This window comes from Brevundimonas sp., from assembly GCF_046295775.1.
Classification (GTDB): domain Bacteria; phylum Pseudomonadota; class Alphaproteobacteria; order Caulobacterales; family Caulobacteraceae; genus Brevundimonas.
Genome location: NZ_JBKBML010000005.1, coordinates 62,638 through 88,895, shown reverse-complemented (window position 1 = coordinate 88,895; position 26,258 = coordinate 62,638). Strand labels below are relative to the sequence as shown.

27 protein-coding genes, 1 tRNA gene and 1 riboswitch are annotated in these 26,258 nt (G+C 67.5%); of the genes, 10 read left to right on the top strand and 18 right to left on the bottom strand.

The genetic code is table 11. The annotated features are described in order from the left end of the window. Positions 1–41 precede the first annotated feature (41 nt). The 3 genes from ACK4I0_RS05025 (at position 42) to ACK4I0_RS05015 (ending at position 4,966) form a co-directional block, all read left to right on the top strand. Positions 42–1,985, top strand: a complete 1,944-nt coding sequence (locus ACK4I0_RS05025) for a M61 family metallopeptidase (protein WP_409608609.1) — start codon at positions 42–44, stop codon at positions 1,983–1,985. An 86-nt stretch (positions 1,986–2,071) separates the two neighbouring features. Continuing rightward, a complete protein-coding gene (locus tag ACK4I0_RS05020) occupies positions 2,072–4,054 on the top strand; it encodes a M61 family metallopeptidase (protein WP_409608607.1) in 1,983 nt (660 codons plus the stop codon). 12 nt (positions 4,055–4,066) lie between these two features. Then, the gene (locus tag ACK4I0_RS05015; RefSeq protein ID WP_409608605.1) at positions 4,067–4,966 is read left to right on the top strand and encodes an alpha/beta hydrolase family esterase; all 900 of its coding nucleotides are present in this window, start codon (positions 4,067–4,069) and stop codon (positions 4,964–4,966) included. A gap of 14 nt (positions 4,967–4,980) precedes the next feature. Here ACK4I0_RS05015 and ACK4I0_RS05010 read toward each other — a convergent pair whose 3' ends face one another. From ACK4I0_RS05010 to ACK4I0_RS04945, 14 genes are all read right to left on the bottom strand, one after another. Continuing rightward, entirely contained in the window at positions 4,981–5,664 is a 684-nt protein-coding gene (locus ACK4I0_RS05010; RefSeq protein ID WP_409608603.1) for a type 1 glutamine amidotransferase domain-containing protein, read from the bottom strand. 130 nt (positions 5,665–5,794) lie between these two features. After that, positions 5,795–6,178, bottom strand: a complete 384-nt coding sequence (rplL, locus tag ACK4I0_RS05005) for a 50S ribosomal protein L7/L12 (RefSeq protein ID WP_409608601.1) — start codon at positions 6,176–6,178, stop codon at positions 5,795–5,797. 59 nt (positions 6,179–6,237) lie between these two features. Next, a complete protein-coding gene (rplJ, locus tag ACK4I0_RS05000) occupies positions 6,238–6,753 on the bottom strand; it encodes a 50S ribosomal protein L10 (RefSeq protein WP_409608599.1) in 516 nt (171 codons plus the stop codon). 303 nt (positions 6,754–7,056) lie between these two features. Further along, a complete protein-coding gene (locus ACK4I0_RS04995) occupies positions 7,057–7,563 on the bottom strand; it encodes a DUF2059 domain-containing protein (RefSeq protein ID WP_409608597.1) in 507 nt (168 codons plus the stop codon). Between the two features lie 69 nt (positions 7,564–7,632). Next, entirely contained in the window at positions 7,633–8,706 is a 1,074-nt protein-coding gene (locus ACK4I0_RS04990) for an AI-2E family transporter (RefSeq protein WP_409608595.1), read from the bottom strand. Positions 8,707–8,768: 62 nt separating this feature from the next. Beyond that, a complete protein-coding gene (locus ACK4I0_RS04985) occupies positions 8,769–9,317 on the bottom strand; it encodes an NADPH-dependent FMN reductase (RefSeq protein ID WP_409608593.1) in 549 nt (182 codons plus the stop codon). Positions 9,318–9,409: 92 nt separating this feature from the next. Next, positions 9,410–10,099, bottom strand: a complete 690-nt coding sequence (gene rplA, locus ACK4I0_RS04980) for a 50S ribosomal protein L1 (RefSeq protein WP_409608591.1) — start codon at positions 10,097–10,099, stop codon at positions 9,410–9,412. Positions 10,100–10,103: 4 nt separating this feature from the next. Beyond that, complete coding sequence (gene rplK / locus ACK4I0_RS04975; RefSeq protein WP_135064384.1) at positions 10,104–10,535, bottom strand: 50S ribosomal protein L11; 432 nt, start codon at positions 10,533–10,535, stop codon at positions 10,104–10,106. A gap of 180 nt (positions 10,536–10,715) precedes the next feature. Continuing rightward, the gene (gene nusG, locus ACK4I0_RS04970) at positions 10,716–11,294 is read right to left on the bottom strand and encodes a transcription termination/antitermination protein NusG (protein WP_409608589.1); all 579 of its coding nucleotides are present in this window, start codon (positions 11,292–11,294) and stop codon (positions 10,716–10,718) included. 15 nt (positions 11,295–11,309) lie between these two features. Further along, positions 11,310–11,606, bottom strand: coding sequence for a preprotein translocase subunit SecE (secE, locus tag ACK4I0_RS04965; RefSeq protein ID WP_409608587.1), 297 nt, complete (start codon positions 11,604–11,606; stop codon positions 11,310–11,312). Positions 11,607–11,676: 70 nt separating this feature from the next. Then, positions 11,677–11,752, bottom strand: a tRNA-Trp gene (locus ACK4I0_RS04960). Positions 11,753–11,839: 87 nt separating this feature from the next. After that, positions 11,840–13,174, bottom strand: coding sequence for a hemolysin family protein (locus ACK4I0_RS04955; RefSeq protein WP_409608585.1), 1,335 nt, complete (start codon positions 13,172–13,174; stop codon positions 11,840–11,842). 95 nt (positions 13,175–13,269) lie between these two features. Beyond that, a complete protein-coding gene (locus ACK4I0_RS04950; protein WP_409608583.1) occupies positions 13,270–13,398 on the bottom strand; it encodes a hypothetical protein in 129 nt (42 codons plus the stop codon). 139 nt (positions 13,399–13,537) lie between these two features. Continuing rightward, positions 13,538–14,575 (bottom strand): alpha/beta hydrolase, encoded by a 1,038-nt coding sequence (locus ACK4I0_RS04945; RefSeq protein WP_409608581.1) that lies wholly within the window; start codon positions 14,573–14,575, stop codon positions 13,538–13,540. 115 nt (positions 14,576–14,690) lie between these two features. Then, a riboswitch (glycine riboswitch) is annotated at positions 14,691–14,787 on the top strand. A 146-nt stretch (positions 14,788–14,933) separates the two neighbouring features. Between ACK4I0_RS04945 and gcvT the strand changes: the two genes are divergently transcribed. The 5 genes from gcvT (at position 14,934) to ACK4I0_RS04920 (ending at position 20,514) form a co-directional block, all read left to right on the top strand. Beyond that, complete coding sequence (gene gcvT, locus ACK4I0_RS04940) at positions 14,934–16,049, top strand: glycine cleavage system aminomethyltransferase GcvT (RefSeq protein ID WP_409608579.1); 1,116 nt, start codon at positions 14,934–14,936, stop codon at positions 16,047–16,049. 11 nt (positions 16,050–16,060) lie between these two features. Beyond that, complete coding sequence (gene gcvH / locus ACK4I0_RS04935; RefSeq protein ID WP_409608577.1) at positions 16,061–16,426, top strand: glycine cleavage system protein GcvH; 366 nt, start codon at positions 16,061–16,063, stop codon at positions 16,424–16,426. Positions 16,427–16,533: 107 nt separating this feature from the next. Further along, positions 16,534–17,880 (top strand): aminomethyl-transferring glycine dehydrogenase subunit GcvPA, encoded by a 1,347-nt coding sequence (gene gcvPA, locus ACK4I0_RS04930; protein WP_409608575.1) that lies wholly within the window; start codon positions 16,534–16,536, stop codon positions 17,878–17,880. 14 nt (positions 17,881–17,894) lie between these two features. Next, positions 17,895–19,463 (top strand): aminomethyl-transferring glycine dehydrogenase subunit GcvPB, encoded by a 1,569-nt coding sequence (gene gcvPB / locus ACK4I0_RS04925; RefSeq protein ID WP_409608573.1) that lies wholly within the window; start codon positions 17,895–17,897, stop codon positions 19,461–19,463. Between the two features lie 127 nt (positions 19,464–19,590). Next, positions 19,591–20,514, top strand: coding sequence for an SDR family oxidoreductase (locus tag ACK4I0_RS04920; protein WP_409608571.1), 924 nt, complete (start codon positions 19,591–19,593; stop codon positions 20,512–20,514). Between the two features lie 60 nt (positions 20,515–20,574). Here the strand turns inward: ACK4I0_RS04920 and ACK4I0_RS04915 are convergent, their stop codons facing one another. Next, positions 20,575–23,436, bottom strand: coding sequence for a M16 family metallopeptidase (locus tag ACK4I0_RS04915; RefSeq protein WP_409608569.1), 2,862 nt, complete (start codon positions 23,434–23,436; stop codon positions 20,575–20,577). Positions 23,437–23,669: 233 nt separating this feature from the next. Between ACK4I0_RS04915 and ACK4I0_RS04910 the strand changes: the two genes are divergently transcribed. Further along, positions 23,670–24,083, top strand: a complete 414-nt coding sequence (locus ACK4I0_RS04910) for a hypothetical protein (protein WP_409608567.1) — start codon at positions 23,670–23,672, stop codon at positions 24,081–24,083. Positions 24,084–24,221: 138 nt separating this feature from the next. Continuing rightward, positions 24,222–24,692, top strand: coding sequence for a DUF6789 family protein (locus ACK4I0_RS04905; protein WP_409608565.1), 471 nt, complete (start codon positions 24,222–24,224; stop codon positions 24,690–24,692). Positions 24,693–24,763: 71 nt separating this feature from the next. Here ACK4I0_RS04905 and ACK4I0_RS04900 read toward each other — a convergent pair whose 3' ends face one another. The 3 genes from ACK4I0_RS04900 to ACK4I0_RS04890 form a co-directional block, all read right to left on the bottom strand. Beyond that, the gene (locus ACK4I0_RS04900) at positions 24,764–25,279 is read right to left on the bottom strand and encodes a F0F1 ATP synthase subunit B (RefSeq protein WP_409608563.1); all 516 of its coding nucleotides are present in this window, start codon (positions 25,277–25,279) and stop codon (positions 24,764–24,766) included. Then, positions 25,279–25,911, bottom strand: a complete 633-nt coding sequence (locus ACK4I0_RS04895) for a hypothetical protein (RefSeq protein ID WP_409608561.1) — start codon at positions 25,909–25,911, stop codon at positions 25,279–25,281. The genes ACK4I0_RS04900 and ACK4I0_RS04895 overlap by 1 nt, the downstream gene beginning before the upstream one ends. 82 nt (positions 25,912–25,993) lie before the next feature. Beyond that, positions 25,994–26,218: a F0F1 ATP synthase subunit C gene (locus ACK4I0_RS04890; protein ID WP_135064578.1), complete on the bottom strand. Its 225-nt coding sequence runs from the start codon at positions 26,216–26,218 to the stop codon at positions 25,994–25,996. Between the last annotated feature and the right edge of the window lie 40 nt (positions 26,219–26,258).

Here is a 26,258-nt window from a genome sequence, read left to right as displayed (position 1 = left end):
GCCGCCGCGCCGACGCGGCGCGTTCTGCCGAAAGCCCGTCCATGAAGCGTCTCGCCCTGGCCGCCTGCGCCGCCGCCGTTCTGCTGCCTCTCGGCGCGCCCGCCCTCGCCCAGGTCGCCGCGCCGGCCCTGCCGGTCGCCCTGGTCCCGATCCCCGCGCCGCGCGACGCGCCCTACCCCGGCGTCATCGGCATCGACGTGGACGCGACCGACATCGGCCGCCGCATCGTCTCGGTGCGCCAGACCATTCCCGTCGCCGGACCCGGTCCGCTGGTTCTGTTGTATCCTCAATGGATCCCCGGCAATCACGGCCCCGTCGGCCCGGTCGATGACATCGGCGGCCTGACTTTCACGGCCAACGGCCAGCGGCTGGAGTGGGTGCGCAACACCCTGCAGCCCTGGGCCTTCCAGATCACCGTCCCCGCCGGCGTCGGCCAGGTCGACGTCGCCTTCCAGTGGCTGACGCCCCTCGACGGGGCCCAAGGCCGCGTTGTGGTCACGCCAGACATGCTGAACATCCAGTGGGAGAAGGCGCTGCTTTATCCGGCGGGCTATTACAGCCGCCAGATCACATTCAAGCCGACGCTGCGCCTACCGGAGAGCTGGAACTACGGCACGGCGCTGGACACCGAGGGCTTTCAGAACGGGGTGGCCACCTTCGCACCCATCACCCTCGAGCATTTCGCCGACAGCCCGCTGTTCGCCGGGCGGCACTATCGCCAGGTCGATCTCGATCCGAACGGCCGCTCGCCGGTGCGGCTGAACATCGTCGCCGACGAGGCCGCAATGCTGGCGATCGACGACGCGCATCTGGCCCAGCACCGCGAACTGGTCCGCCAGGCCGACCGCCTGTTCGGCGCGCGCCATTTCAACCACTACGACTTCCTGCTGGCCGTGTCGGATCGTCTGGGCGGGATCGGGCTGGAGCATCAACGCTCGTCCGAGAACAGCGTCGACACCAAATACTTCACCGACCGAGAGGCCACCCTGGTCGACCGCGACTTGCTGGGCCACGAATACGTCCACAGCTGGAACGGCAAGTGGCGCCGTCCGGCGGACCAGCTGACGCCCACGCTGAACGACCCGGCGCAGAACTCCCTGCTGTGGGTCTATGAGGGCCAGACGCAGTACTGGGGCCTGGTCCTGACGGCGCGGGCCGGTCTGATGTCCAAACAGCAGGCGCTGGACGTGCTGGCCATGACGGCGGCGACCTATCTGAACCCGCCGGGTCGCCAATGGCGCGCCCTGCAGGACACGACCAACGATCCGATCATCGCCCAGCGCCGGCCCCAGCCCTGGCCCAGCCAGCAGCGCAGCGAGGACTACTATCGCGAAGGCTCGCTGATCTGGCTGGACGCCGACACCCTGATCCGCGAGCGGTCGGGCGGGCGGCGCTCGCTGGACGATTTCGCCAAGGGCTTCTTCGGGGTCGAGGACGGGAACTGGGATCCCGCGCCCTATACGTTCGAGGACGTGACCGGCGTGCTCAATACAGTCGAGCGCAACGACTGGGCCGCCTTCCTGCGGACCCGCTTGGACGCGGTCGGCCCGCAGTCGCAAGGTCCGCTGGCCGGCATCGAACGCGGCGGCTACCGCCTGGTCTTCGCCGAGACGCCCTCGGACTACATGAAGACGCTGTACGGCGAGCTGGGACGGCACGACTTCATCTATTCGCTGGGCCTGATGACGAACGCCCAGAACCGCATCACCTCGGTCGTCTGGGGCGGGCCGGCCTTCGAGCAGGGCCTGACGCCGGGCTGGGAGATCGTCGCCATCGGCGGCCGCGCCGCCACCCCGGCTGGCCTGGCCGCCGCCATCACGGCCGCCAAGGGCGCGACCCAGCCGATCGAGCTGATCATGAAGAACGGCAGCGAGTTCCGCACCGTGCGCTTCGACTACCATGACGGCCTGCGCTACCCGCGGCTGGAGCGCATCCCCGGCACGCCGGACCGGCTGGGCGACATCCTGGCGCCGCGTCGGCGCTAGACGCGGATCAGGGGAAACGCGGGCTTGGCGTTTCCCCGTCAGCCGCTAGGGTTGGGCAAATCCTGCTTTCAGACCCTCGAGGCCTCATGACGTCTGCCCTGCGCGCCGCTCCGCTTGCCCTGCTCATGCTGACCGCGGCGCCCGCCGCCTTCGCTCAGGACTGGAGCGGCCCCCAGGCGCCGACCGCGCCTACGGCCCAGAACACGCCGCTGGCCCTGCCCCGCGCCCTGCCGCCGATCCCCGAGCCGACGGCCGAGACCTATCCCGGCGTGATCCGCTACGAGGTCGACGCCACCGACGTCGAGCGCAAGATCGTGCGCGTGCGCCAGACCATCCCGGTCGCCGCCGGGCCGCTGGTTCTGCTGTATCCGAAATTCCTGCCCGGCAACCACGCCGCGACCGGTCCGATCCAGCTGCTGTCGGGCGTGACCGCGACGGGCGGCGGCCAGCGCATCGAATGGCTGCGCGACACCATCGACCCCTACGCCTTCCACTTCGACATTCCGCAGGGCGTGTCCGAAATCCAGGTCGAGTTCCAGTGGCTGACCCAGCCCGACAACTCGACCTGGCGCGTGGTCATGACGCCCGAGATGCTGAACCTGCAGTGGGAAAAGGCGCTGCTCTATCCAGCCGGCTATCGTTCGACCGGCATCACCTTCCAGCCCTCGATCCAGCTGCCCGAAGGCTGGAGCTATGGCGTGGCGATGGACACCGTCAGCTTCGAGAACGGGCTGGCGACCTTTGCGTCGACGGACCTCTACACCCTTATCGACAGTCCTCTGTTCGGCGGCGCCCACTACCGCCGTGTGGACATCGACCCGCGCGGCTCGGACATCCATATGCACATCGTGGCCGACGAGGCCCGGCACATCGCGCCTACGGCCGAGCAGCTGGGCTGGTTCGAGAACATGGTCACCCAGGCCGACCGGCTATTCGGCGCGCGTCCCTTCGACCGCTACGAGTTCCTGGTGGGAATGACCTCTCGCATGGGCGGCATCGGGCTCGAGCACCATCGCTCGTCCGAGAACACGGTGCCGACCGACTTCTTCTCCAACTGGGGCCGCAGCCTGGGCAGCGTCGGCCTGCTGCCGCACGAGTTCGTGCACGCCTGGAACGGCAAGCGCAGCCGGCCCGTCGATGAGCTGACCGCCAACCACAACATCCCGACCCAGAACACCCTGATGTGGGTCTATGAGGGCCAGACCGAATACTGGGGCGACGTCCTGACGGCGCGCGCCGGCCTGGCGTCGAAAGACGACATCCTGACCAGCTTCGCCGAGATCGCGGCCTTCTATGACAACCAGCCCGGCCGCGAATGGCGCGCGTTGCAGGACACCAACAACCACAATCTGCTCGGCTATCGCACCAGCAATCCGTACGCCTCGTGGATGCGCGGGACGGGCGACTACTACCGCGAGGCCCTGCTGATCTGGCTGGACGCCGACACCCTGATCCGTGAGCAGACGGGCGGGCGGCGCTCGCTGGACGACTTCGCCAAGGGCTTCTTCGGCGGCGACGACGGCTCCTGGGCGCCGCGCGGTTATACGTTCGAGGATGTGGTGACGGCCCTGAACGCGGTCCATCCGCACGACTGGGCGGCCTTCCTGCGCCAGCGGCTGGACGCCGTCGGCCCCGACGCCCGCGCGCCGCTGGATGGTCTGGAGCGCGGTGGCTACCGGCTGACCTACACCGACGAACTGACCGCGGCCGAGAAGCGCATTCAGTCCGGCTGGGCCAATGACTTCCAGTATTCGCTGGGCTTCACCCTGTCGGGCGCGTCGAACCGGCTGTCGGGCATCCGCTGGGGCGGCCGCGCGTTCGAGGCGGACATCGGGCCGGGCTGGGACCTGGTCGCCGTCAACGACCGCGCTGCCTCCGCCCAGGTGCTGCGCGAGGCGGTCACCGCCGCCAAGGGGACCGACCGGCCGATCAGCCTGCTGATCCGAAACGGCGACCGCTACCGCACCGTGGTCTTCGACTACCACGACGGCCTGCGCTACCCACGCCTGGAGCGGATCCCCGGCGCGCCGGACCGCCTGGGCGATATCCTGACGCCGCGCCGGCGCTAGGTGAGGTCAAGCATGGCCCGCCTGCTCTCGCTTCTCGTCGCCGCCCTGACTCTGGCATGGGCGCCGGCCGCCTTCGCCGCCTGCGGGCCGGGTCAGCCGGGCAGCACCTTCCGCTTTCCGGTCGCGGACACGGGACGGTCGCTGGTCGTGCATCTGCCGCGTGGGCTGGACGCCGCCCGTCCCACCCCGCTGGTGTTTGTCCTGCACGGCAGCGGCGGGACTGGCGAGGCAATCCTTCGGGACTCTCGCCTCGCGGACACGGCGGACCGGCACGGCTTCATCGTCGTCGCGCCAGACGCCGGCATACCGGTCGAGCGGGGCTTTGTGTGGAACATCCCCGGCGTGCCGACCATCACCGGCGAGGTTCCCGGCGCCGCCGACGCCGACGACGTCGCCTATCTGACGTCGGCCATCGACGCCCTGGCGACCCAGGGCTGCGTCGATCCCGCGCGTGTCTATGTCACCGGCCTGTCGGGCGGCGGACGCATGGCGTCCTGGCTGGGCTGCGTCGCCGCTGACCGCTTCGCCGCCATCGCCCCCGTCGTGGGGCTACGCGCCGGAAATCCGGACGCGCACGACCCGGCTCGGCCCGACCCGACGACCTGCACGCCGTCGCGTCCCATGCCGGTCATGGCCTTCGCCGGCGACGCCGACACCGTCAATCCGATCCAGGGCGGCGGCGCGGGCTACTGGAGCTACACCATGCACGCCGCCGAACAGCGCTGGGCCCAGATCAACGGCTGCGCGACCGTCCGCCCGACCCGCTGGGTTGCGCCCAATGTCTACGAGGAAGGCTATGCGGCTTGTCGCGCCGACGCCGATGTCCTCGCCCACGTCACTCGCGACGGCGGGCACAGCTGGGTCGCCGACAATGAGGCGATGTGGGCGTTCTTTTCAACGCGCTCGCGCTGACGCCTCGCCCGCGCTCAGTCCCGCTTCAGCACGGACAGCAGCGCGTCGGCGGCTTCGCGTGACGAGGCCGGGTTCTGGCCGGTGACCAGGGTTCCGTCGGTCACGACAAAGGACAACCAGTCCTCGCCGCGCACATACTCGCCGCCGTTTTCGGCCAGCATGTTCTCGACCAAGAAGGGCACGACGTCGGTCAGGCCGACCGCCTCTTCTTCGCTGTTGGTGAAGCCGGTCACCTTGCGGCCCTTGACCAGCGGCGCGCCATCGGCCGCCTTGACCGACTTCAGCACACCCGGCGCATGGCAGACGAAGCCGGTGGGCTTGCCCGCCTTGGCGAAGGCTTCGATCAGCGCGACGGATTGCGGGTCTTCGGCGAGGTCCCAAAGCGGGCCGTGGCCGCCGGGGTAGAAGACAGCGTCAAACTCGCCGGCGTCGATCTCGGACAGCTTGACCGTATTGGCCAGGGCCGCCTGTGCATTGGCGTCGGCCTTGAAGCGGTGAGTGTCTTCGCTCTGCGCGTCTTCCGCGTCGCTCTTGGGATCCAGCGGCGGCTGCCCGCCCTTGGGCGAGGCCAGCACGATCTCGGCGCCGGCGTCTTTCAGCGCATAGTAGGGCGCGGCGAACTCCTCGAGCCAGAAACCGGTCTTCTTGCCGGTGTCGCCCAGCCGGTCGTGGGACGTCAGGACCATCAGGATCTTCATCGCGCTCGCTCCATGTGTCGAAGGCGGCACATGGGGGCTGTGCGCCCGCGCCGCGAGGGCCAAACGAAGAAAAGGCCCGGCGGTTTCCCGCCGGGCCCTTCCCGATCTTCAGCGTCAGCCGAAGGCCAGATTACTTGATCTGGACCTTGGCGCCGGCGTCTTCGAGCTTCTTCTTCAGCTCGTCGGCGGCCTGCTTGGAGACGTTCTCGACGACGTTCTGCGGAGCGCCTTCGACCAAGTCCTTGGCTTCCTTCAGACCCAAGTCCGAACGGACGCCGCGGACTTCCTTGATGACGTTGATCTTCTTGTCGCCGCCGTCAACCAGGACGACGGTGAACTCGGTTTGCTCTTCAGCGGCTTCAGCCGGAGCGCCCGCGCCACCGGCCGGCATGGCCATGGCGACCGGAGCAGCGGCGCTGACGCCCCACTTTTCTTCCAGCAGTTTCGACAGTTCGGCAGCTTCCAGAACGGTCAGGGCGGACAGGTCTTCGACGATCTTGGCGAGGTCGGCCATTGTCAGTTTTCCTTCGGAGGATGAGGTTTAGAGAGGAATGCGGAGATGAAAGGTGCGGCTTACGCCGCGTCCTTGGTGGCATAGGCGTTGAACACCCGGGCCAGCTGACCGGCGGGTGCTTGCAGCACGCCGGCGATCTTGGTCGCGGGCGCGTTGAGCAGGCCGATGAGTTGGCTGCGGACTTCGTCCAGCGTGGGCAGTTTCGAGAGAACCTCGACGCCCTTCTGGTCGACGACGGTCGCGCCCATGAAGCCGCCAACGATCTTGAAGCGATCATTACCTTTGGCGAATTCGGTGACGACCTTGGCGGCGGTGCCGGGGTTTTCAGCGTAGGCGATGCCCACCGGACCCTTGAACAGGGGGTGGTATTCGCTGCCGTCCTCGGCCTCGAGCGCCTTCAGCGCCAGGCGGTTCTTGACCACCTTGAACGCGCCGCCTTCTTTACGAAGACGACCACGCAGGTCTTCCATTTCCGCAACGGTCAGACCCAGGTTGTGGGTCACGACCACGCTGCCGGCATCGGCGAAGACGCCCTTGAGCGACTCGATCGATTCGGCCTTTTGTGCGCGATCCATTGCGGTCTCCAGTCTTGGCATTCGCCGCCAGGCTTATTCCCGACGACGGATTGGCCAAAGCGCGCCGCATCGCTGCGAAACGTTAGGGCCGGTCGTATTGTCCGAAGGAAGCGACTGACGGGCGTCCATCCCGGAAGGCCGGGCCGACATCGGTCAGTTTGCGTCCCCATCTCCCCACGGCGTCAGAGGGCTCTCTGACAGTTACGATCTGGGCGGCCCCCAGACCCCGAAGTTCTCGGACAGGACCGTCGTCGGCGAACCGGCGACGGGAAGCCGCGCTCTATACACGGCTTTGCGCGGAAATCAACGGCGTGCGGGCTTGTTGGCCGGCGCGGTGGAAGAGCCCTCGTCCTCGCAGTCGAATTCGGCGCAGAACTTGGTCAGCAGTTCAGTGACATAGGCCGTTTGAAACTCCGCCGTCTGCACGCCGGCGGCTGCTCCGGATTCCATCTGCTTGAACGCGATGCGCCGGCCCTGCGGCGTGTCGTAGAAGGCTATCAGCGCCTCGAGTTCGTCTCGCGTGAAGCGTTCAGCATAATCGGCCGCCATCCAGTCGATCAGCGGGCGCATGTGGCGCATCAGGATAGGCTGCGCATTGACGGTGAACCAGCGTCGATGCTCGGCCTCCATGTCCTCGGGCAATTCGCCGATCACGCCGTTGACCGCGTTCTGCAGCACCTTGTCCATGCCGGTCAGACTGATCTCGACAAAGCGGCGCGCCAGCGGCTCGGAGCCCGCGTCCTGGGCTGCGCCAGGCGTAGCCCAGGCCATGGTCAGCGCCGTGACAGCGATAATGATCAAACGTTTCATGATGTGTCCCCCGCCACCTGCTTACCAACCTTGGCGAGCATGCCGCAAGCGGGCGCATCACACAGGGCGTCAAGGCATTTCCCCGGGGGCTTCGGCCTCGTCGTCCTTCAGCACATCCTGACGATACAGCATGGTGACTAGCACATAGAGGGTCAGCGCCAGCGGCGCCGAGAACAGCACGCCCAAGGGGCCGAACAGGCTGCCGAAGGCCACGACCGCGAAGACGGTGATGATCACCGGCAGGTTGGCCACGCTTTTCTGCGCCAGCGGCATGATCAGAACGCTCTCGACCTGCTGGACGACGATGTAGAGCACCAGTGTCAGCGCCGCCTGCTCCCAGCCGACCGTGGCCGCCATTAGCAAGGCCGGGATGGTCGCCGCGATCGGTCCGACGATGGGCACGAAGTCCAGTAGGCCAGTCATGACGCCCAGAGCGACCGGCGACGGCACGCCGATCAGCGCCAGGCCGATGCCGGACAGCAGACCCACCAGCGTCATGGCGATCAGCTGCGCCCGGAGCCACCCCTTCAGCGCGCGCCCCGTGGTGTTCAGCACCTCGCGGATGCGCGGACGACGATCCATTGGGAACAGGCCGATCAGCCCCTCGCGCGCCTTGTCGGGCGACAGGGCCAGATAAATGCCGGCCACGAACACCAGTAACAGGCCGGTTAGCGCGGCGGCGACCCCCATCGCAAAGGTTTGGGCCCAGCCTAGGGCGCGCTCGGCATAGCCGCTCAACTGATCCATGCTGCCCATCAACTGCTGGCCCCAGGGCTGGGACTCAATGGCAGTCTCTACGCGGCTCCAGCCCAAGGGTAGGCGCTGAGCCAGATCGGCGACCTGGGCCGAAATCTGCGAGCCGAACAGATAGAACAGGGCGGCCAGACCGCCGATGATCAGCACGACCGCCAGGATGACCGCCACGACCGCCGGCAGGCGGATCAGCTTGATGATCGGGTCCGCGACAGACCGGATCAGGACGGCCACCACCACCGCGGCGAACATCATGACCCATAGCTGCGACAGGGCGATCGCCAGCTGGAACGCGAAATAGACGCCGACCAGAGCCACGGCGGCGAAGACGATCTTGGCCGGCGACCAGCCTGGCGAGGCGATGTCGCCCCGTCGTCCGAACAAATTCATGAGATGACTCCGGCCCTTCGAGCGGCTGCAACGCGCCAGCCCCGCGGCGGTTCAACCTCGATCTAACGACGAAGCCAGGCGTCAAAGGCCTCGACGAAGAGGGCCTGGCGACGCTGGACGGTGGGGTCGGCGAAGCCGCCCTCCGGCGTGAAGGCGTCCTCGCCTAGCTGAAGGTAGGCTTCAGGCTGAGGCATCATCTCGACGCCCAGGGCGACGACGATCTGGCGCAAGTGCATCTGCGACATGTCGGCCCCGCGCGTTCCGGGCGAGCCGCCGCAAACCGCCGCGCGCTTGCCCAGCCACGAGTTCCGACCGGCGGGCCGGGACGCCCAGTCGATGGCGTTCTTCATCAGGGCCGTCACCGACCGGTTATGCTCGGGGCTGACGAACAGCACGCCGTCGGCCGCCTCGATCCGTGCCTTGAAGTCCCACAGGGGGTCGGGCGGGCTGACCTCCAGGTCGCCGTCGTACAGCGGCAACGCACGCATGGGCAGCAGGTCGAAGTCCAGACGGCCGCGCGCCAGCCGCGCAAGGGCCCCAGCCAGGGATTGATTGATCGACCCCGCGCGCGTGCTGCCAACCGCCACGGCGACCTTGAGAACGTCCGCCATCATCAACTCCCAAAGCAAAACGACCCCGGAGATGGCTCTCCGGGGTCGTCTTTATAGCTGGCCAGTCGCGCTTGCGCGCAACAGGTCTGACATCAAGCGCCCAGCGAGGCCGGGTCGATCTTGAAGCCCGGGCCCATGGTGGACGACAGGCTGATCTTCTTGACGTAGGTGCCCTTGGCGCCCGACGGCTTGGCCTTGTTCAGGGCGTCGACGATCGCCTTGACGTTGGCTTCCAGCGCGTCCTGCGTAAACGAGGCCTTGCCGATGCCGGCGTGCACGATGCCCGCCTTCTCGACGCGGAACTCGACGGCACCGCCCTTGGCGTCCTTGACCGCCTGAGCCACGTTCGGGGTCACGGTGCCGACCTTGGGGTTCGGCATCAGGCCGCGCGGGCCCAGCACCTTACCCAGACGGCCGACCAGGGCCATCATGTCCGGCGACGCGATGACGCGGTCGAAGTCCATGAAGCCGCCGTTGATCTTTTCGTACAGATCCTCGGCGCCGACGTGTTCCGCACCGGCGGCGCGGGCTTCATCGGCCTTGGCGTCCTTGGCGAACACGGCGACGCGAACGTCACGGCCCGTGCCCGACGGCAGGTTGACCACGCCGCGGACCTGCTGGTCGGCGTGACGCGGGTCGACGCCCAGGTTGACGGCGATCTCGATCGACTCGTCGAACTTGGCCTTGGCGTTGTCCTTGACGGCCTTGATGGCGTCGGCGAACGGCAGGGCCGCTTCGCGGTCGCCGGTCCAGGCTTGAATGCGCTTGGCTTGCTTGGCCATGTGCTTAGCCCTCCACCACGTTCAGGCCCATCGCGCGGGCCGAGCCTTCGATGATCTTAGTCGCCGCGTCGAGGTCGTTGGCGTTCAGATCCTTCATCTTCTTCTCGGCGATCTCACGCAGCTGGCTGCGCTTGATCTTACCGGCGGTCTCGCGACCCGTCAGCTTGGCGCCCGACTTCAGGCCAGTGGCCTGCTTCAGGAACCAAGTCGCCGGCGGCGTCTTAGTGACGAAGGTGAAGCTCTTGTCTTGGTAGACGGTGATGACGGTCGGCAGGGGCGTGCCCTTGCCTTCCTTCTCGGTCCGCGCGTTGAACTCCTTGCAGAAGCCCATGATGTTGACGCCGCGCTGACCCAGGGCCGGCCCGATCGGCGGCGACGGGGTCGCGGAGCCGGCGGGGACCTGCAGCTTGATGTAGCCGAGAATCTTCTTGGCCATTGGTCTCTCCTATGAATGACCCGGACGCTGTGCCCGGGCCGGTGAGCCGTGGTGCGGCATGGCTGCCTCCCACGGATTTGCCCCATCGAAACGGGAGGCGCGCCTATAGCGGAGGGCGGCCCCAAACGCAAACGGCGGCCCCTGTCGGAGCCGCCGCGTGAATTCTGATTGTCAGAAGGCCTAGCCCGAGACTTTCTCGACCTGATTGTATTCCAGATCGACCGGCGTGGCGCGGCCGAAGATGGAGACGGCAACGCGCAGGCGGGCGTTGTCCTCGTCCACGCTTTCGACTTGGCCGTCGAAGCTGGCGAACGGGCCGTCGATGACCTTGACCGTCTCACCGATGTCGAAGCGGATCGTGGGCTTGGGACGTTCGACGCCCTCTTCCACGGCGCCGATGATGTTCTGAACTTCGCGTTCCGAGACAGGCAGCGGCTTGGTGCCGCCCGCGGCGCCCAGGAAGCCGGTCACCTTCGGGGTGTCCTTGACCAGGTGGTAGGCGTCGTCGGTCAGCTCCATCTTCACCAGCACATATCCGGGGAAGAATTTGCGCTCGGAGTTCACCTTTCGGCCGCGACGGACCTCGACGACTTCCTCGGTCGGCACCAGGATTTCCGAGAAGTGGTCCTGCAGCCCGCGCTGGCGAGCCTGCTCGCGCAGTTGCTCGGCGACCTTCTTCTCGAAGTTCGAATAGGCCTGGACGATGTACCACTTATGGCGCGGGTTGGCGGCGGGCTTTTCGGGCGCGGCGTCAGTCATTTCGCGCGTCTCCTGTTATCGGCCGAGGCCGAGGATGAATTCGGAAGCGAAGCCCAGACCCATGTCCACGATCCAGAAGAAGGCGGCGGCGATGACAACCATGATGAACACCATCACCGAGGTGATCCAGGTCTCCTTGCGCGACGGCCAGGTGATCTTGCGGCCTTCGGCGCGAACCTGACCCACGAACTGAGCCGGCGTCACGCGCGGCTTGGCGACGGCCGGCTGATCGACGGTGACCGTCGATCCGGCCGCGGGACCGGATTGTTTCCCCGCCGGGCGGCGTCCGCCGGGGGTCTTCGCCTTCGCCATCGAATGCTCTTCTAACGGTTGATGCCTTCGCCCTCAGATAGGATGCCCCACCCGAAGGCGACAGAGGGAATGGCAGGAGTTGAGGGACTCGAACCCACGACCCCCGGTTTTGGAGACCGGTGCTCTACCAGCTGAGCTAAACTCCTAGCATTGATCGCGGCCCCGGAAGGCCGCGCTCGCCAGACCGGGGCGTATGCCCGACCCCGCCGGGCTTTTCAAGCGGCGTGGACCTTTCAGGCTTCGGCTTTTTCTTCTCGCGCCTGCGCCTCGGCCTCGGCGGCGATCAGCGTCTTGAACAGCAGCTTGTCGATGCGGCGATCGTCCATGTCGATGATCTCCACCTCGAAACGCCCCAGCTGAAGCACCTCGCCTTCCACCGGCACGCGCGACAGGTGGTGTAGGACCAAGCCCGCCACGGTGTGAAAGCCTTCGTGCTCGCCGAAGTCCTCGCCCAGCACGTCTTCCAGCTCGTCCAGATCGGTGCGGCCATCGACGATCCAGGTGCCGTCGTCGCGGGCGCGGATCAGGGCCTGGCCCTCGTCGTGGCCCTCATCGAAGTCCCCGGCGATCATCTCAAGCAGGTCGGTGGCGGTCACGACGCCCTCGAAGGCGCCGTACTCGTCAACCACGAAGGCCATGTGAACCTTGGAGCCCTTGAGGATTTCCAGCGCCTTCAACACCGAGGTCGACTGCGGAATGAAGGCCGGCGTCTGGACTAGGGTCTCGACGTTGAACTCACCATTGTCCAGCAGGCTGTCCAGCAGGTCCTTCTTGTGCACCACGCCCAGCGGATTATCGACGTCGCTGTCGCGGGCCACCACGATGCGCGAATAGGGGCACGAGCGGATCTCGCCGCGCAGAATTTCCTCAGAATCGTCCAGCGCAACCCAGAAGACCTCGTGGCGCGGCGTCATGGCGACGCGGATCTGGCGGTCGCCCAGGCGCATGATCTCTTCGATCATCTCCTGTTCCTCGGGCTCGATCAGGCCGGCCGAGGTGCCTTCGGCGAGAATCGTCTCCACCTCTTCCTGGGTGACGTCCGAACCGTCGCGGTCCTTGACGCCCATGAGCTTGAGGATGCCCGAGGTCGAAGCCGTCAACAGCAGAACGAAGGGCTTGAGCAGGACCGCCAGCGCGGAGATGGGCGCAGCCATCTTCGAGGCGATGGTCTCGGGGAAGATCAGCGCCAGGCGCTTGGGCACCAGCTCGCCGACGATCAGCGACACATAGGTGATCAGCACGACCACTACGGCGGTGGCGAAGAATTGCGAATAGGGTTCAAGCGCCGGGAAGGCCGTCTCGATGATGCGGTCCAGCTCGCCAGCGATGGTCGCCTGGCCGTAGGCGCCCGCCAGAATGCCGATCAGGGTGATCCCGACCTGCACGGCCGACAGGAACTGCGTCGGCTCTTCCGAGAGCTTCAGCGCCTTGCGCGCGCCTCTGTCGCCCTTTTCAGCGCGGCTCTGCAGTCTGGATTTTCGGGAGGACACGACCGCAAGCTCGGTCATGGCGAACAGGCCGTTCAGCACCACAAGCAGCAGCACGACGACGATAGCGATGGTCAACATCGAGGTGGGAAAGACCCGAGACGCGGCGCATCATTCGGCGTCCGCCCGGCGATACTAGGCGAGGAATCCCCCCCGCGCCACGAGATTCATAGACCTCAGCGGGTCCGCCCGACTTCGACAGATCCGTAAGCGCCCGATTCCGGGCCGCCTTCGGGCAAGGCGGCGCACGCGCTCATGCCCAAGACGATGCCGATGAAAAGGCCGATGCGAATGGCGCGCAGCATGGTTACCCAAATCTTAATGTCTGGGTTCACCTAAGTCGGAATCGCTGGAAAGGTTCAATGCCGCTCGCCTGTCGGGCGAGCTCGGGCGCAAAGAAAAGGCGGGCCGAAGCCCGCCTCTCCGTTGTTTCGCCCTTACCGCTCAGATCGGCAGGATCGCCGTGCCGAAGGCCCGCTTCAGCTCGTGGGCGGCGAAGGTCTGGGCCGCCATGGCGTCGGGGACGACCGTGGCCATGCCATAGAACTCGTGTGTCGAGCCGTTGAAGGTCTTGTGGCGCACGTCCACGCCCGCCTGCTCCAGCTTCTCGGCCAGTTGCTCGCCTTCGGTTCGCAGCGGGTCGATCTCGGCCAGGATGACCGTGGTCGACGGCAAGCCCGCGAGATTGGCCGCGCCGACAAGATTGACGCGCGGGTCCTGGGCCTCGGACTGATCGTTGAAGATGTGCTTCACGAACCACTCCATCATCGGCTTGTTCAGCGGCTTAGCGTTCGCATTCTCGCGGTAGGACTCATTGTCCATGTCGACGCCGGCGACCGGATAGACCAGCACCTGATGGACCGGGACCGGCAGGCCTTGGTCGCGCGCCGCCATCGAGACGTTGATCGCCAGGTTGCCCCCGGCCGATTCGCCCATGACCGCGATCTTCTGCGGGTCGCCGCCGAAGCTTTGAGCGTTTTCGGTCACCCACTTGTAAGCGGCGACGGCGTCCTCGTGGGCTGCGGGGAACTTGTTCTCCGGCGCCTGGCGATAGTGGCACGACACGAAGATGCAGTCGGCCATCTTGGAGGTGCCGCGCGGGCCGCCGTCATAGACGTCCAGGTCGGCGAAGACGAAGCCGCCGCCGTGGAAATAGACCACCACCGGCGACAGCCGGTCGTTCGGCTTGTCCAGATCAGGTCCATACAGCCGCGCCTGGATGGCGCCCGCGGGACCGGGGATGGTGAAGTCACGGGTGGCGACGCCGAGGTCGTCGTCAGGGTTCTTGCCGTCCTTGCGCAGCAGCGACTTGACCGCATCGGTCGGCGTCGGTTGGCGACGGGCCTCTTCGGGGCTCAGCGTCTCGATCGGCTTGGGGCCCAGCGCGGCCAGCTCGTCGAGCACCTTCTGCATATCGTGATCGGGCTTGGCGGGGGTGTCGCGGGGTTCGTCGTTGCCGAGAATCTTGTCGAGGATGGACATTCGTTTTCCTGAGGGGCTTTGCGGGGGTGTGAGACAGCCTTGCGATCATCAACCGCGACCGCGTTTGCCCGGTTCCGCCGCGCTTGACTTCGCGCCGGATTGCGGCACAGGGTCCGGCGCTCTCGCGGGAGAGATCGGACCAGGAAACTGGCCCCGACGCCGAAGGCGCAACCGCCCCGGAAACGCTCAGGCAAACGGACCGCGACGGCGCACGGACGCTGGAAAGTCGCCCAGGATCTTGCGGTCTGGGGGCGCGCCGACGGAGCAAGGTGGCGACACCGGAATCTCTCAGGCTTCAGGACAGCGGGGGCGCGACCACGGCGGAGCTGTCCGCCCCAACACGCGACCGAGTGATCCGATGGCCGACGCGCAACTGAAAACCACGCCCCTGAACGCGGCGCACCGGGCCGCCGGCGCGCGCATGGTGGGCTTCGGCGGCTACGACATGCCGGTCCAGTATGAAGGCGTGCTGGCCGAGCACCGCTGGACCCGCGAGCACGCCGGCCTGTTCGATGTCTCGCACATGGGCCAGTGCAAGATCACCGGCGCGGACGCCGTCAGCCAGTTCGAGCGCTTCGTCCCCGGCGACTACGCGATCCTGAAGGCGGGCCGGCAGAAATATTCGCTGCTGCTGAACGAACAGGGCGGCGTCATCGACGACCTGATGGCCGGCCGCCCCGATCATGACGGCCTGTTCGTCGTCGTCAACGCCGGCAACAAGGACGAGGACTTCGCCTTCTGGTCCGCCAACTTGCAGGGCGACGCCACGCTGACGGTGCTGGACGACCGCGCGCTCTTGGCCATCCAGGGCCCCGAGGCGGCCGAGGTCATGGCCGCTCACGAGCCGGTGCTGGCGGAAATGGGCTTCATGGACTGCGCCCGGCTGATGCTGTTCGGCGCCGACTGCTACGTCTCGCGCTCGGGCTACACCGGCGAGGACGGCTACGAGATCTCGGTCCCGGCCGACCAGGCCGAGCGCGTCTGGAACACTCTGCTTGAAGACGCCCGCGTCAAGCCGATCGGCCTGGGCGCACGCGATTCGCTGCGGCTTGAGGCCGGCCTGCCGCTGCACGGCCACGACATCGATCCGACCACCAGCCCGGTCGAGGGCGCCCTGACCTTCGCCCTGTCCAAGTCGAGGAAGGAACGGGCGGACTTCAACGGCGCCGACCGCCTGCTCAATGAACTGGCCGACGGCCCCAGCCGCGTCCGCGTCGGCCTGATCGTCAAGGAAGGCGCCCCGGCTCGCGAGGGCGCAGAGATCGCCGACGACGACGGCCAGGTCATCGGCAAGGTCACTTCGGGCGGCCCCTCCCCTACCCTCGGCAAGAACATTGCCATGGGCTACGTCCCGCCGGCCTTCGCCGAGTTGGGAACCGAGCTGAAGGTCATCGTGCGCGGCAAGCCCGCCGCCGCCGAGGTCGTCGCAATGCCCTTCGTGGCCCAACGCTACTATCGCAAACCCAAAGCCTGAGAGATCAGACCATGAAGTTCACCAAGGATCACGAGTGGGTCAGCCTGGACGGCGACATCGCCACCGTCGGCATCTCCAAGCACGCCGCCGACGCCTTGGGCGACGTGGTGTTCGTGGAAGTGCCTGAAGTCGGCAAGACCGTCTCCAAGGGCGACAGCTTCGCCGTGGTCGAAAGCGTCAAGGCCGCGTCCGACGTCTACGCTCCCGTTTCGGGCGAAGTGGTCGAGGCCAACGACGTCCTGTCCGGCGCGCCCGAGACCGTCAACGCCGCGCCCGAAGCCGACGGCTGGTTCGCCAAGATCAAGGTCAGCGACACGGCCCAGCTGGACGGCCTGATGGACCAAGCCGCCTACGACGACTTCCTGAAGACGCTCTGATTATCCGGCCTTCACTCTCGGGCTCGCCCCGAGGGTCCAGCCGCACCGCCGCCTGAGTTGCCGGATGCTCGGCTCACGACCGAGCATGACGGCAGAGAGAGACACCCATGCGCTACCTCCCCCTGACGCCCGACGACCGCACGGCGATGCTCGCCGCCATCGGCGCGAAATCCATCGACGACCTGTTCGTGGACGTGCCCCAGTCGGCGCGGCTTGACGGGCCGGTCGATCTGCCGCGCGTGGCGGGCGAGTTGGAGGTGGAGCGCGCCCTTTCGGCCATGGCGGGCAAGAACGCCACGGCGGGGACGACGCCCTTCTTCTGCGGCGCCGGCGCCTACAAGCACCATGTGCCAGCGACCGTGGACCACATCATCCAGCGGTCGGAGTTCCTGACCAGCTACACGCCGTACCAGCCGGAGATCGCACAGGGCACGCTGCAGTATCTGTACGAATTCCAGACCCAGGTCGCGAACCTGACCGGGATGCCGGTCGCCAACGCCTCGCTGTATGACGGCTCGACCGCCATGGCCGAGGGCGTGCTGATGGCCACGCGCGTGACCCGCCGCAACAAGGCGGTGATCTCGGGCGGCGTGCATCCCCACTATGTCCAGGCGACCGAGACCGTGGTGCACGCGGTCGGCGTCGAGACCCAGGTGCTGCCGGCGGCCGTCGACGCGGAAGCCGACGTCATCGCCCAGATCGGCGCCGACACCGCCTGCGTCGTCGTCCAGACCCCCAACGTCTTCGGCACGGCCACAGATGTCACGAAGATCGCCGAGGCCGCCCACGCCGCCGGCGCCCTGCTGATCGTCGTGGTCACCGAAGCGGTTTCGATGGGCCTGCTGAAGTCGCCCGGCGAAATGGGCGCCGACATCGTCGCGGCCGAGGGCCAGTCGATCGGCAATGCGCTGAACTTCGGCGGCCCCTACGTCGGCCTGTTCGCCACGCGCGAAAAGCTGATCCGCCAGATGCCAGGCCGCCTCTGCGGCGAGACGGTCGATGCGGAAGGCGAGCGCGGCTTCGTCCTGACCCTGTCGACGCGCGAGCAGCACATCCGCCGCGACAAGGCGACGTCGAACATCTGCACCAACTCGGGTCTCTGCACCCTGGCCTTCACCATCCACATGAGCCTGCTGGGTGAGACGGGCCTGCGCAACCTGGCCCTGCTGAACCATGAAAAGGCCGTCGCCACGCGCGACGCCCTGGCCGCCGTTCCGGGCGTCGAAGTGCTGACCCCGCGCTTCTTCAACGAGTTCGCGGTGAAGCTGCCCAAGCCGGCGGCCGAGGTGGTCGAGCGCCTGGCCGAACACCGCATCCTGGCCGGCGTGCCCTACAGCCGCCTGGCTCCCGACGCCGGCATGGACGACGTCCTGCTGGTCGCCGCGACCGAGACGACGCTGGACGCCGACATCAAGATCCTGGCGGGTGCGCTCGCCAAGGTCCTGGCCGCCTGAACGGAAGACAGACCATGAGCACCATGAACACCGTCGGCCGTCCGACCACTCCGAACGCCGTCTCCGAGAAGCCCGCCACCCTGACCGGCGGCCGCGGCCTGCTGCAGAACGAAGCCCTGATCTTCGAGGGCGACGGCTGGGGCAAGACCGGCGTCGATCTGCCGAAGCCTAAGACCGACGGCGCCGACTTGGGCGATCTGGTCCGCAAGGATCCGATCGGCCTGCCCGGCCTGTCCGAGCCTGAGGCCATGCGCCACTATGTGCGCCTGAGCCAGAAGAACCATGCCATCGACCTGGCCATCTATCCGCTGGGTTCGTGCACGATGAAGCACAACCCGCGCCTGAACGAGAAGATGGCGCGCCTTCCCGGCTTCTCGGACATCCACCCGCTGCAGCCGCAGTCGACGGTTCAGGGCGCGTTGGAGCTGATGGACACGCTGTCCCACTGGCTGACGACCCTGACCGGCATGCCCGCCGTCGCCCTGTCGCCCAAGGCCGGAGCGCACGGCGAGCTGTGCGGCCTGATGGCCATCCGCGCCGCGCATGAGGCGTCCGGCGAACACGCCAAGCGCCGCAAGGTGCTGGTGCCGACCTCGGCCCACGGCACCAATCCGGCGACCGCCGCCTTCGTCGGTTATTCGGTGGTCGAGGTCGCTCAGACCGACGACGGCCGCGTGGATGTGGCCGATCTGGCGTCCAAGCTGGGTGACGACGTGGCCGCCATCATGGTGACCAACCCCAACACCTGCGGCCTGTTCGAGCGCGACATTCTGGAGATCAGCCGCCTGACGCATGAGGCGGGCGCCTATTTCTACTGCGACGGCGCCAACTTCAACGCCATCGTCGGCCGGGTGCGCCCTGGCGACCTGGGCGTCGATGCCATGCACATCAACCTGCACAAGACCTTCTCGACGCCCCACGGCGGCGGCGGTCCCGGCGCGGGTCCGGTAGTGCTGTCCGAAGCCCTGGCCCCCTTCGCTCCGGCTCCGTGGGTCGTGTCGGACGGCGACGGCTTCAAGCTGCTGGAGCGCGCCGAAGAGGATGCCGCTCAGGCCTTCGGCCGCCTGTGCGCCTTCCAGGGTCAGATGGGCATGTATGTCCGCGCCCTCAGCTACATGATGAGCCATGGCTCGGACGGCCTGCGTCAGGTCGCCGAGGACGCGGTGCTGAACGCCAACTACATCAAGGCCCGCCTGTCGGACCTGATGAGCGCCGCCTTCCCCGACGGCCCCTGCATGCACGAGGCCCTGTTCGACGACGAATGGCTGAAGGGCACGGACATCACCACGCTCGATTTCGCCAAGGCGATGATCGACGAGGGCTTCCACCCGATGACCATGTACTTCCCGCTGGTCGTTCACGGGGCCATGCTGGTCGAGCCGACCGAGACGGAGTCCAAGGCCGAGTTGGACCGCTTCATCGAGGCCATGCGCGCGCTGGCCGGCGCGGCCAAGGCCGGCGATGTTGACCGCTTCAAGGGCGCGCCCTTCCACGCGCCCCTGCGTCGCCTGGACGAAACCCGCGCCGCCCGCTCGCCCGTGCTGCGCTGGACCGCGCCCGAAGGCTCCAACCAGGCGGCCTGATCGCGCGCTTTTCGGTCGCGTCGCCAGCGTCGGATCGGAGTTCGTCTCTTGGACGTTGACCGTCGGCTCCATCATGCCGACGGGCGCGCCCTTGCGCCTCCCCGTCCCCAGCGACAGGACCGCGCCGATGACCGACTGGACCACGAACGACATTCCCGACCAGAGCAGGCGACTGGCCGTCGTCACCGGAGCCACGGGCGGCCTGGGGCTTGAGACCGCCCTCGTCCTGGCGGGCAAGGGCGCCGAGGTGGTGCTGGCGGCGCGCAACCTCGACAAGGGCGCCGAGGCCGAACGTCTGATCCGCGAGCGTCACCCGTCGGCCGAGGTCCGGTTCGAGATGTTGAACCTGGCCGACCTTGGCTCGGTCGCAGCCTTCGCCGATCGTCAGCTGGCGTCTGGCCGGCCCATCGACCTGCTGATCAACAACGCCGGCGTGATGGCCCTGCCGCGCCGCCAGACGACCGCCGATGGCTTCGAAATGCAGTTCGGCGTCAACTACCTCTCTCACTTCGCCCTGACCGGGCGGCTGCTGCCCCTGCTTGAGGCAGCCAATGCGCGGGTGGTCCAGCTGTCGAGCGTGGCGCATAGGGGCGGCGCCATCCGTCTGGACGACCTGAACTATCAGACCGGCTACCGCCCTTGGCCTGTCTATCAACAGTCCAAGCTGGCCATGCTGATGTTCGCCATCGAACTGCAGCGACGAAGTGACGCCCACGGCTGGGGCCTGACCAGCGTCGCCGCCCATCCTGGCTTCGCCCGCACCGACCTGATCGCCAACGGCCCCGCCAGCCCGGGCGGCGCCCTGTTCGGCTGGGCCGTCGGCCTGTTGGAAAAGGTCATGAGCCACTCAGCCGCCGATGGCGCCCTGCCCATTCTTCTGGCCGCCACAAGCCCCACGGTGACACCCGCCGGCTACTATGGACCCCAAGGCTTTCAAGAGATGAAAGGCCCGCCCGGCGTGGCCGAGATCAAGCCTCAGGCGCAGGACGTCGCGGTCGCCGGCGCCCTCTGGACCGCGTCCGAAAGGCTGACCGGCGTCCGCTTCGGCTAAAGCGAAATCGGTTCGGATGCGATCGCATCCGAACTCAGATCTTCGCTCAAAAGCCCAATCTCAGCGCGTCGCCGCCAGCCGGTCGTTGACCCGCACCGGCGCGCCATAGCCCAGGCCTTCCAGCCGCGCTTCCTGGCTCGCCGCGTCGCCGACCACGACGTAGATCATGCGGTCGGTGTCGATGTAGCGGTCGGCCAGGGCCTGCACCTGCTCGATGGTCAGACGATCGATAACCTGGGCTTCAGCGCTGAGGTAGTCGGCCGGCAGGCCATAGTCGCCGATGGCTTCCAGCACGCCCAGCTTGGCGCCGGAGGTTTCGAAGGCGCGGGCCCGGCTGCGCGACAGGGCGCTCTGCGTCACGGTCAGGTCGTCGGCCGTGAACGTCGAGCCGTAGTCGCGCAGGATGTCGCGCGCCAGGGTCGCGGCCTCGAGCGTCACATTGGAGCGCACCGAGCTGCGCAGCGCATAGTCGCCCAGCGTCCGCCGCGCCTGGAAGCCCGAACCGACGCCATAGGTGTAGCCGGCCCCCTCGCGCAGCTGCTGGGTCAGGCGCGAAGCGAAGCCTCCGCCGCCCAGGCGATAGTTGGCTGCCACGCCCGGATAGTAGTTTGGGTCCTGCCGGGTCAGCGACGGCGCGCCGAACATCAGCACGGACTGGGCCGCGCCGGGCACGTCGTAGAAGAAGACCTGCGACCGCTCGGGCGGCTGCGGGCTGGCGTAGGCCGGGACCTCGACCGCGCGATCGGGCCAGCGCGCCGACAAGCCGGCCAGCGCTCCCGTGGCGCCTGCCTGATCCACGTCGCCGACGACACGGAAGCGGGCGTTGGACGGCGACCACAGGGCCAGCATCGCCTTCAGATCGTCCATGTCCAGCGCGGCCACCGAGGCCGCCGTGCCCAGGCGGTTGCGCGACAGGATGTGGTCGTCGCCATAGGCCACGACCTCATAGACGCGCTGGGCGATCTGGGTCGGCTGTGACTGCTGCGCGGCCAGCTGGGCCGTAATCGACGGCTTCAGCAGCGCCAGCTCCGCCTCGTCCCAACGCGGCTCCAGCAGCATCTCCTCGACGATGGCCAGGGTGGCGTCAAAGTTGCGCGACAGGGTCGTGCCGGTGATCAGGAAGCGCTCTTCGCCCGAGGCGACGTTGACCGAGGCGCCCAGGGCCTTGAGCGCATTCTCCAGCTCGGCGGGCGTGCGGCGGGCCGTGCCGCGGTTCATCAGGGCCGCCAGCATGTTGGCGGCGCCCGGCTGCTGCGGGTCGTCGAACAGCTGGCCGCCATCGACCGACAGCTGGAAGGTGACCAGGGGCACTTCGTTGTTGCGGATGCCCGAGACCTTCACTCCGTTGGCGAGGTCGGCGTTCCAGATCGTCGGCGACGCCACGACGGGTGCCGGACCGGCCGGCGGCTCGACCGTGCGGTCGATGGCCGAGGGGGTGCGCTCGACCACCGCCTGGGCGGCGTCGGGGTCGACCTCGGCCTCGGCGCCCTGGACGATCGGCTCGACCACCACGCGGGCGACCTGTGATCCCTCCAACGCAAGCTCGGCCTGTCCGCGCGGGACGAAGCTGGTGGCCACGAACGGCCGGTCCTTGACGTAGGTGCGATAGACCCGCGCCACGTCCTCGGCCGTCACGGCCTGGATGGCGGCCAGGTCCGCATCGGGCGTCGTGGCGTACAGGTCGTAGCGCGCCAGGGCCGAGCCCTTGCCCAGCACCGAACCCAGCGAAGCGTAGAAGCCGGCCTCCGCCTGGGTCTTGACCCGTTCCAGGGCGGCGGCGTCGACCCCGTCGCGCTCGAACCGCGCCAAGCCTTCGTCCAGCCGCGCCTTGACCGTGTCCAGATCGGTCCCGTCGAAGCCGGTGACCTGAAGCTGGACCATGCCCGCGATCTGCTGGCTCATCGACGCGCCGCCGACGGCGTCCGTGATCTGGGCCTCTTCGACCAGCAGCTTGGTCAGCGGCGAATCGCGGCCATCCGTCAGCAGGGTCATCAGGGTGTCCAGCGCCGCCTCGTCCGCATGGCCGCGCTCCACCCCCGGCCAGGTCAGGGTCAGGCGCGGCAGGCGGGCAAAGTTGTCCTCATGCATCAGCCGCCGGCTCTCGCTCAGCTGGGCCGGCTGCGGACGGACGGCCGGCGGCTCTTCCCCGCGCGGAATCTCGGCGAAATAGCGCTCGACCCAGGCACGGGCCTGGTCGGGATCGAAGTCGCCGGCGATGACCAGGGTCGAGTTGTTGGGCGTGTACCAGCGGCGATAGAACTCCTGCACGTCCTCAAGGGTCGCGGCGTCCAGGTCGGCCAGCGACCCGATCACTGGCCAGCTGTAGGGGTGCCCCTGCGAAAACAGGTTCTCCAGAATCACCGTGAAGGTGTGGCCGTAGGGCTGGTTGTCGTTGGACTGGCGCTTCTCGTTCTTGACGACCTGCTTTTCCTTGGCGAGCACGGGCTCGGTCACGGTGTTGATGAAGAAGCCCAGCTTGTCCGCCTCGGCCCAGATCATCTTCTCCAGAGCGTCATTCGGCACCGTCTGCAGATAGTCGGTCAGGTCGAAGCTGGTCGATCCGTTGGCGCCCGAGCCGCCGATGCGGGCGCTCATGGCGTCCAGACCACCGGGGCCGAGGTTCTCGGAGTTCAGGAAGAACAGATGCTCGAACAGGTGGGCGAAGCCGGTGCGGCCCGGCGTCTCGCGCGCCGAACCGACGCGCGCTGCCAGCACGACGGCGGTGACGGGGTCCGACCTGTCGACGTGGAAGATCACCCGCAGGCCATTGTCCAGTTCGAAGGTCTGGACCGGGATCAGCCGGCCGGTCGTCGCGGTCGAGGCAGCCGCAGCGGCGGATGGGTCGACGCTTTGCGCCAGGACAGGGCCGGACAGGGCCATCAGGGCTGCGGCCGCAACCGAGGCGATCAGGATCTTGCGCATTGTGGTGTTCCCCATTCCCGAGACGCAGATGTTAGCCGCGACTGCATCGAACATGCACGCGCGTGTCGCCGCATGACGGCGAATTCATCAATCCGCCACGCTGACGCCGCGGAAAGAGGTCAATGGCAGGTTGTGGCAGGCTCGCCACGCTCCCGGCATGTTTCGCCGTGCGGGGAGCCTTCGAGCCCCGCCTCGGTTCTGTAATCTCAGCCCGCCCAACTTGGATCGACCGCGTGACCCTGGTCCCCGTCCTGCCTCATCCGTTCGAACCTCGACCCCGCAAGGGCGAGAGCCTGCTGCGGCGCCTGCGTCGCTGGGGCGTGATGGGCGTGGGGGCGGTTCTGGTTCTGCTGGGCATACTGATCGCGCCTCTGCCCGGCCCTCTGGGCGTGCCGGTGTCGCTGTTGGGTCTGGTTCTGATCCTGCGCAACTCCTACTGGGCCAAGCGGCAGTTCATCCGCGCCCAGCACGCGCGGCCGAAATGGGTCTATCCCTTTCGCCGGTTGATGCGGAAGAAGCCGGAGTTCGCGCCGGTCTTCTGGCAACAGGCCCTGCGGGCGGAGAAGCTGGTCGTCAAACGCCCGCGTCGTCGCCTGGCCCGACTGCGCAAGGGTTTGCGTCGCTACGCTCGCAAGCTGTTTCGCTGATCTCTTCGCGAACGCGAAGGTCCCGCGCATCCGTCTCGCACTCGCGAAGCACGGGAATGTGAACGCCGTCGCCTGTCAAAGGCGTATCCTCCCCTTGCGTAATCGGAACGACCAACGGCGTTGGGAGGCGCTATCGTTATGATGTCACGCGTAAAAAAGGGCATGATCGCCGGTTTCGCGGCCACGCTCGCAGTATCAGTACTTGAACTTGTGAACATGATGCTCGGCTCGCCGGTCATGTCGTTCCCGGCCATCGTCGCCAGCATGCTGGGAATGCCTGGAAACCTCGCCGTCGGCTGGATCGCCCACCTGATCTCCGGCACCGTGATCCTGGGCGGACTCTTCGGCTACCTGTGTCCGCGCATTCCGACCACCACGCCCGCGACCAAGGGCATCGCTTTCGCCATCGGCGCCATGGTGGTGATGATGACGGCGGTCTTCCTGTTCGGCGACCCCCGCATGTTCCGCGGATCGGACGGGTTCGGAACCATCGCCTGGGTGCTGTTCACCCATGCTATCTTCGGCGTGGTGCTGGGCAATGTCTATGCGGCCCTGGTGCAGCGCGAACGCCGCGCGGCCTCCATGGCCCACGCCCAACCGGCGCACTGAGGACGCCCCCGAACGACAAAGCCCCCGCCGTCACCGGCGGGGGCTGAAGTCGTGGCTGGACCTGCGGGGGCCTAGTTCAGGCGCTGGCCGATCTGGCCGATGGCCTGATCCAGGATCGGATCGGCGGCCTTGGTTTCGACCCGGGCAGCCAGGATGCGCTCGGCGGCGGCGACGGCCTGATCGACCGCGGCGGCCTTCACGTCGGCGGCGGCCTGAGCCTCGGCCTGGGCGATGCGGCGCTCGGCCATGGCCTGACGACGCTGCAGGTTTTCCTCCAGCTTGATCTTGGCGTCGGCTTCCAGACGGCGGGCGTCCGCCTCGGCGGCGGCCAGCATCTCGGCGGCCTGAGCCTCGGCCTCGATTTTCTCCTGACGGATCTGGGCCAGCAGGGCTTCGGCCTCGGCGCGAAGGCGGGCGGCCTCGTCCAGTTCGGCCTGGATCTTGGCGGCTTGGCCATCGAGCGCGCCGGTCAGCGCCCTGGGCGCCTTGGCCATCACCACGATGGCGAAGAACAGGACCAGGCCGACACCGACCCAGAAGTCGGCGCTGGACAGGCTCCAGAAAGCGGGGTCGAAGAACTTGGGCATCAGACGGCTCCCTTGACCGAGGCCAGTTCGGACGCACTGGCGTCCTTGCCGGTCAGGCGTTCGACGATGGCGCGGGTGGTGTCTTCGGCGATGGACGAGACATTGGCCATGGCCGCGTCACGCGTCTGTGCGATGCCGGCTTCGGCCTCGGAGATGCGGGCGTTCATGGCGGCTTCGTCGGCGGCCTGGCGAGCGTTGGCCTGCTCGTTCACGCGCGCCTTGGCGGCGGCGGCCGTGGCGCGCGAATCGGCGCGCGCCTTGGCGACTTCGGCCGAAGCGGCTTCGGCCTGGGACTGAGCCTCGGCCTGGACCGCGCGAGCGGCGCTGACAGCGCTGGTGATGGCGCCCTCGCGCTCGTCGCGGACGGCGCGCAGGCGCGGCAGGAAGACCTTGGAGAGCAGCAGGTACAGAACCACGAAGATCAGCAGCAGCCAGACGATCTGTCCGGCCCAGTACTGCATCTCGAGTTGCGGCAGGCCGCTGGAGCCGTGCTCGCCGCCATGCTCGACGCTGGCGGTGTAGGCCGCGGCGTCGGTGCCGCTCGGCGTCACCGCGTCCTCGCGGATGGCGACGGCCGTTTCGGGCAGCAGTTCGTTTCGCGCCGAGACGGCGCTCGGATCGGGGGCGGCCATGGGCTCTATCCGCTGTTCTCGAAATGACATGAGCGGCGGCGCGGCCGTCAGGCTGCGCCGCCGCCCGGGTAGACGTATTCGCTTACGCGAACAGGCAGAGCAGGCCGATCACGAAGGCGAAGATGCCCAGAGCTTCGGCCAGGGCGGCGCCCAGGATCAGGTTGGTGAACTGGCCCGGCGCAGCCGACGGGTTGCGCAGCGCGCCTTGCAGGAAGCCCGAGAAGATCAGGCCCACGCCAAGCGCCGAGCCGATCATGCCGAGAGTGGCCAGGCCCGCGCCGATGTATTTAGCAGCTTCAGCTTCCATGATGTCGTTTCCTGAGTTGGAAGTTTGAGAAGAAGGTTAG

Coding starts and splice junctions, on each gene's coding strand:
- ACK4I0_RS04990 (WP_409608595.1), bottom strand. CDS start 8,706: ATGAATTTGTTCGGACGACGGGGCGACATCGCCTCGCCAGGCTGGTCG.
- ACK4I0_RS05020 (WP_409608607.1), top strand. CDS start 2,072: ATGACGTCTGCCCTGCGCGCCGCTCCGCTTGCCCTGCTCATGCTGACC.
- ACK4I0_RS04955 (WP_409608585.1), bottom strand. CDS start 13,174: ATGTTGACCATCGCTATCGTCGTCGTGCTGCTGCTTGTGGTGCTGAAC.
- ACK4I0_RS04890 (WP_135064578.1), bottom strand. CDS start 26,218: ATGGAAGCTGAAGCTGCTAAATACATCGGCGCGGGCCTGGCCACTCTC.
- rplA (WP_409608591.1), bottom strand. CDS start 10,099: ATGGCCAAGCAAGCCAAGCGCATTCAAGCCTGGACCGGCGACCGCGAA.
- gcvT (WP_409608579.1), top strand. CDS start 14,934: ATGGCCGACGCGCAACTGAAAACCACGCCCCTGAACGCGGCGCACCGG.
- ACK4I0_RS04950 (WP_409608583.1), bottom strand. CDS start 13,398: ATGCTGCGCGCCATTCGCATCGGCCTTTTCATCGGCATCGTCTTGGGC.
- ACK4I0_RS05025 (WP_409608609.1), top strand. CDS start 42: ATGAAGCGTCTCGCCCTGGCCGCCTGCGCCGCCGCCGTTCTGCTGCCT.
- ACK4I0_RS04985 (WP_409608593.1), bottom strand. CDS start 9,317: ATGGCGGACGTTCTCAAGGTCGCCGTGGCGGTTGGCAGCACGCGCGCG.
- rplK (WP_135064384.1), bottom strand. CDS start 10,535: ATGGCCAAGAAGATTCTCGGCTACATCAAGCTGCAGGTCCCCGCCGGC.
- ACK4I0_RS04920 (WP_409608571.1), top strand. CDS start 19,591: ATGACCGACTGGACCACGAACGACATTCCCGACCAGAGCAGGCGACTG.
- ACK4I0_RS04915 (WP_409608569.1), bottom strand. CDS start 23,436: ATGCGCAAGATCCTGATCGCCTCGGTTGCGGCCGCAGCCCTGATGGCC.
- ACK4I0_RS05010 (WP_409608603.1), bottom strand. CDS start 5,664: ATGAAGATCCTGATGGTCCTGACGTCCCACGACCGGCTGGGCGACACC.
- ACK4I0_RS05015 (WP_409608605.1), top strand. CDS start 4,067: ATGGCCCGCCTGCTCTCGCTTCTCGTCGCCGCCCTGACTCTGGCATGG.
- ACK4I0_RS04945 (WP_409608581.1), bottom strand. CDS start 14,575: ATGTCCATCCTCGACAAGATTCTCGGCAACGACGAACCCCGCGACACC.
- gcvPA (WP_409608575.1), top strand. CDS start 16,534: ATGCGCTACCTCCCCCTGACGCCCGACGACCGCACGGCGATGCTCGCC.
- secE (WP_409608587.1), bottom strand. CDS start 11,606: ATGGCGAAGGCGAAGACCCCCGGCGGACGCCGCCCGGCGGGGAAACAA.
- gcvPB (WP_409608573.1), top strand. CDS start 17,895: ATGAGCACCATGAACACCGTCGGCCGTCCGACCACTCCGAACGCCGTC.
- ACK4I0_RS04905 (WP_409608565.1), top strand. CDS start 24,222: ATGATGTCACGCGTAAAAAAGGGCATGATCGCCGGTTTCGCGGCCACG.
- ACK4I0_RS04895 (WP_409608561.1), bottom strand. CDS start 25,911: ATGGCCGCCCCCGATCCGAGCGCCGTCTCGGCGCGAAACGAACTGCTG.
- gcvH (WP_409608577.1), top strand. CDS start 16,061: ATGAAGTTCACCAAGGATCACGAGTGGGTCAGCCTGGACGGCGACATC.
- ACK4I0_RS04995 (WP_409608597.1), bottom strand. CDS start 7,563: ATGAAACGTTTGATCATTATCGCTGTCACGGCGCTGACCATGGCCTGG.
- rplJ (WP_409608599.1), bottom strand. CDS start 6,753: ATGGATCGCGCACAAAAGGCCGAATCGATCGAGTCGCTCAAGGGCGTC.
- ACK4I0_RS04900 (WP_409608563.1), bottom strand. CDS start 25,279: ATGCCCAAGTTCTTCGACCCCGCTTTCTGGAGCCTGTCCAGCGCCGAC.
- nusG (WP_409608589.1), bottom strand. CDS start 11,294: ATGACTGACGCCGCGCCCGAAAAGCCCGCCGCCAACCCGCGCCATAAG.
- rplL (WP_409608601.1), bottom strand. CDS start 6,178: ATGGCCGACCTCGCCAAGATCGTCGAAGACCTGTCCGCCCTGACCGTT.